The 4289-nt window shown below is 66.5% G+C and carries 5 protein-coding genes; 1 reads left to right on the top strand and 4 read right to left on the bottom strand.

Going from position 1 to position 4289, the window contains the following annotated elements:
* Together ACRDUX_RS40030 and ACRDUX_RS40025 are read right to left on the bottom strand one after the other, a co-directional pair.
* The coding region (locus tag ACRDUX_RS40030) for a VOC family protein (protein ID WP_526422966.1) at positions 1-606 on the bottom strand (606 nt) is incomplete at its 3' end.
* 1 nt (position 607) lies between these two features.
* On the bottom strand, positions 608-1489 hold the full coding sequence (locus ACRDUX_RS40025; protein WP_526422964.1) for a fumarylacetoacetate hydrolase family protein: 882 nt from the start codon (positions 1487-1489) through the stop codon (positions 608-610).
* Between the two features lie 178 nt (positions 1490-1667).
* Here ACRDUX_RS40025 and ACRDUX_RS40020 point away from each other — a divergent pair, with 178 nt between their 5' ends.
* The gene (locus ACRDUX_RS40020) at positions 1668-2357 is read left to right on the top strand and encodes a GntR family transcriptional regulator (RefSeq protein WP_526422962.1); all 690 of its coding nucleotides are present in this window, start codon (positions 1668-1670) and stop codon (positions 2355-2357) included.
* A 68-nt stretch (positions 2358-2425) separates the two neighbouring features.
* Here the strand turns inward: ACRDUX_RS40020 and ACRDUX_RS40015 are convergent, their stop codons facing one another.
* Both ACRDUX_RS40015 and ACRDUX_RS40010 read right to left on the bottom strand, forming a co-directional pair.
* Positions 2426-3232 (bottom strand): DUF1206 domain-containing protein, encoded by an 807-nt coding sequence (locus ACRDUX_RS40015; protein WP_526422960.1) that lies wholly within the window; start codon positions 3230-3232, stop codon positions 2426-2428.
* A 10-nt stretch (positions 3233-3242) separates the two neighbouring features.
* Positions 3243-4157, bottom strand: a complete 915-nt coding sequence (locus ACRDUX_RS40010; protein WP_526422958.1) for an alpha/beta fold hydrolase — start codon at positions 4155-4157, stop codon at positions 3243-3245.
* Between the last annotated feature and the right edge of the window lie 132 nt (positions 4158-4289).

Here is a 4289-nt window from a genome sequence, read left to right as displayed (position 1 = left end):
GTGGTGGATGAACGGCACCGGTGCGCGCTGCACGAGCACGTTGTGGTGATCGGTCGAACAACGCAGGAACACGCCGACGTCGCGAACGACATCACTGACTTTGAAGCCGAGGGCATCGGCGAAGAATGCGTAGGACCGATCGAAGTCGGGGCTGCCGAGCACGATGTGTCCCAGTCGGCGCGGCTGCACCGGCTCGTCGAGGACCACCGCGTTCGCGCGGGCGTTGCTCCTGTCGACCCGCCCCGGTCCATTCACCGGTGGGGCCTCATACCGTGGCTGATCCAGTCGCGGTGCGACCATCAGTTCGATCGGAGTCGCCGTGCCGGGCTCCACGGCGCTCAACCGCCCGTCGGTGCGTACCGAGTCGATTCCCAAGCGGTGCAGTCCACTTCGCGCGCGATCCAGATCGTCGGCGTCGTCGACGGCGAAGACCGCGAGGACCAGCCGTCTGGTCGGGGTCGCCGTCAGGGTGAGCTGGTGTCCGCCATCGGTGGTGGCGAACCGTCCCTCACCCAGATCGATCAAGCCGAAGTCGCGGTAGAAGATCGCCGCCGCTTCGACGTCGGGGACGCCAAGCGTGATCGAGTCCAACCGGTGCAGGGCCATGTCAGACTCCCCGCCCCACCGATACGGTCTCGGAGGCCGCCACGAACGTCTGCTGCAACTCCCCCAGCCCTTCGATGGAGCTGCGCAGTACGTCGCCGGGACCGAGGAAGCGCGGCGGCGTGCGTCCTGCGCCGACACCTGCGGGCGTGCCGGTGAACACGACGTCACCCGGGTAGAGCTCGACCGTCCGCGACAGCGTCGACAGCAGGACGGGGACCGAGAAGATCAATTGACTGGTGCGGCCCTGCTGCACCACCTCGCCGTTGATCGTCGCCGTGATCGCAAGGTCATCGGCGTCGGCGAGCTCGTCGACTGTGACCAGCGCGGGCCCGATCGGCGAGAATCCGCGATGGGACTTTGCCAGGCTGAACTGGGGCGCCGGACCCGAATGTTGTTGTTGCCGTTCGGAAAGGTCTTGGCCGACCGTGAGCCCGGCGACGTGCCGCCACGCGTCCTCGACCGGGATGTGTCGGCCGCCTCTGGCGATGACGACCACCAACTCGACCTCCCAGTCGACGGAGCCCTCGGGCAGCGGCACGGTGGTGACCGCCCCGGTGATCGAAGACGAGAACTTCGTGAAGATCACCGGCTGGTCGGGCCTGCTGAAGCCGGACTCGGCGGCGTGTTCGCTGTAGTTGAGTCCTACGGCGAACACCTGCCGCGGAGCTGGCACCGGCGATCCCAGCTCGGAGGGATCGACGTCGACGGCGGACATCGCCGACAACTCGCCCCGCCGCGACGAGTACCAGTCCGAGAACGCCTCCCACTGGTCGTACACGGCCTGCGCGTCCGGGCCGAAGTGGCCATCGGAGGCCTTCGACACGTCGACTGCGCCGTTGGGCGTTGCGACGTGAAGCCGGCCATTCAAGTTCATCAAGCGCACGTGTTGCTCCATTGCTCGGGTGTGGCGCCGGCCACACGGAGTGGTATCCCCATCAGATGTCACGTACTTACGAATGTCAACCCTGTTTTCGAAAACAGTCCTCGGTTTCGTTACGTGTTAGCCTGTTCGAATTACCGGGCGGCTTCGGCGGCTACCCACGGAACGGGAGAGTTCGGAGATGAAGGCCACCAGCGCCGTCGACGCGCGCAGTTCGGCACGACAGTCCAAGACCAGCGTCTTCGACGAGCTCCGCAGCGACATCCTCGCGGGACGTCTCGAACCGGGCAGCAAGCTCCCCTTTGCGTCCCTGGTGACGCGGTTCGGCTCCAGCATCGGGGCCATCCGGGAAGCGCTGCAGCGCCTTGCCGAGCAGGGTTTGGTGATCTCCGAGTGGCAGCAGGGTTTTCGGGTCACCGACATTTCACCGGAGGACCTCGCGGATCTCACCGACGCTCGTTGTGAGATCGAGGTCCTCGCCTTGCGTTACGCGATAACCAACGCGGATGTGGAATGGGAGGCGAAAGCCATGTCCGCGCACCACGTTCTGAACCGAGCGCCCATGTACGACGTCAAGGATCCGGCCCGGTTCTCCGAACAGTGGGTCGAGGCTCATGCCGCGTTTCACGATGCACTGCTCGTGGGATGCCCGAACCGGCGAATCCGTACGGTGGCGATGTCGCTGCGCGAGTCAGCCGAACTCTATCGACGGTGGTCCGCACCCCTTCACGATCGCCAACGCGACATCGCCGGCGAGCATCGCGCCATCATCGAGGCCGTGATCGCGCGGGATTCCGAGTTGGCAGGCGATTTGCTTGGCGCACACATCCGGCGCACCACGGACAAGCTGCTGGAGTCCCAAGAGGGCTGACCGCCACGCAAACACTGATAGCGGTGTGCGGCGTCGGACGCCCGGCCGGATTCCGGCCGTCGTCGCGCTCACATCTTCGTGTAACGCGCCATCACGAAGCTGTACAACCCGTAGGTGATGATGCCCAGGCCCGCAAGGACGAGGAGAACCACTCCGTAGGGCTGGGCGCCGAGCGTCTTGAGAGCACCGTCCAAACCGGTGGCCTTGGCCGGCTCGGAACGACTCGCCGCGACGATCACCAGTGCCCCGGCCACGACAATCGTCAGACCCTTCGCCACGTAGCCAAGCACTCCCAGCCTGACCGCCAGATCGCCGGACCTGCCCTTGAGATCGTCGAGAAAGCTACGGCTCACACCCTTGTAGACGTGGTAGGCGCCCACCGCCACGATGATCACCCCCGCGGCGATGAGGGCCACCGTGCCGGCTTGGGATTGCATCAGCCGGGCACTCATCGTCGAGTTCTGTTTCGCGGAGGACGCGCCGGTACCCCGAGCGAATCCGAACGCGGAGTACGCGAACGCGAAGTACACGACGGCGAGCGCGAAGGCCTTGGCCCGATCCGATGTCTCTGCCAGTGCGCCTTGCGCTTTCGGGTCCGTCGAACGCCCGAGAGCCGTCTCGACGAGCCGCCACAGCGCCATGAATACGAACGCGACTGCGGCAATCCACAGCGCGACGTCGCCACCGCGTTGGCCGGCGACGGCCGCCAGCGCTCCAGACGGGTCCGCGTCACCGCGGCCGCTGCCGAACGCAATCCGGATGGCGAGGTATCCGATGACGAGGTGCAGGAGGCCGCTCATCACGTATCCGGCGCGGGCGAGTCTCTCGAAGACGCCGTTCTGCGCGAAACGCGTGACGTCGGAGGAAGAGTTCACTACCTCCGCCTTAGCTGGTGGCTGGGTGAAGGATGAACTCGACACCGGAATTGATCGCGGGGCGGTGCCGCAAGATGCGGTAGTGCGCGAGCCGCCCGAGTCCGCGGGTGGTCACCAGACTTGCTCCGGGCCAGACCTCGACGATCCGCTCGCTCATCTCGTAGGGACTGTCGGGGTCGTCTGGATCGTGAACGACCAGAAGCGGCGTCGCATCGGTCAGTCGGCCTGCCACGTGGGAGATGTCGGTATCGAACAGCGGGGTGCCGAGGCGTCGGCTCAGCCGGCGTTCAAGCCCGGCGCGGATCCGAGGTCCGAACCCGTGACGGTGGGCGAAGAGGTCCAGGTACAACGCGAAGTCGCCCATCGGCGCCAGGAACACCATCCGCTCGATCGGTGCACCCTTCGCCAACGCCAACGCTGCGGCCTTGGCGCCGAGCGAGTGCCCCACGACCGCGTGCGCAGGCCCGTGGGTCTGCACGATCGCCCGGACCGCTTCGGCGCACTCGACGATCGTGGTCCGTCCCTGCGCCATCTCGCCGGTCTCGGACTCGTTGTGGCTTGGCAGGTCGAAGGCGATGACCCGGTGGCCGGCCTCGACGAGCGGCTTGACGAACACCGCGAGGTGCGCGCGGCAACCACCCCAGCCGTGCACCAGATACACCGGAGGTCCGGCGCCCCACGACTCGCCTGCAATCCGGTGACCATCCCAGAACGCCTCAACGGGCTCCCCCGGTGACACCCCGGGCGGCATGCGCAGACTCATCTCGACGGCCGGTGGCGTGCACCAGAGCTGCACGGCCCACCTCGAACCCGCCGCGGGCGCGAAGCGTTCGAGCAGGCCGAAGGCCCTGCGCACTCGCGGAGAGACGGCAGGCTCGACGCCAGAGCTCGTCTCGTCCCTGGCGACACCGGTATCGCTACCCATCACCGGCGAATCTACCGCGCGCGGTCATCCCGAACGACGAGCGGAGGAAGATGAACCCATGAGCTCGAGGACACCCTGTCGGGGTAGTGGCAAGAACTGGACGGTGAACAACGCGGGCAATCCGATATGCCC

This window comes from Mycobacterium sp., assembly GCF_050701675.1.
Classification (GTDB): Bacteria; Actinomycetota; Actinomycetes; order Mycobacteriales; family Mycobacteriaceae; genus Mycobacterium.
The sequence above is the reverse complement of the archived record's forward strand: the minus strand, read 5'-3'. Positions and strand labels throughout refer to the sequence as shown.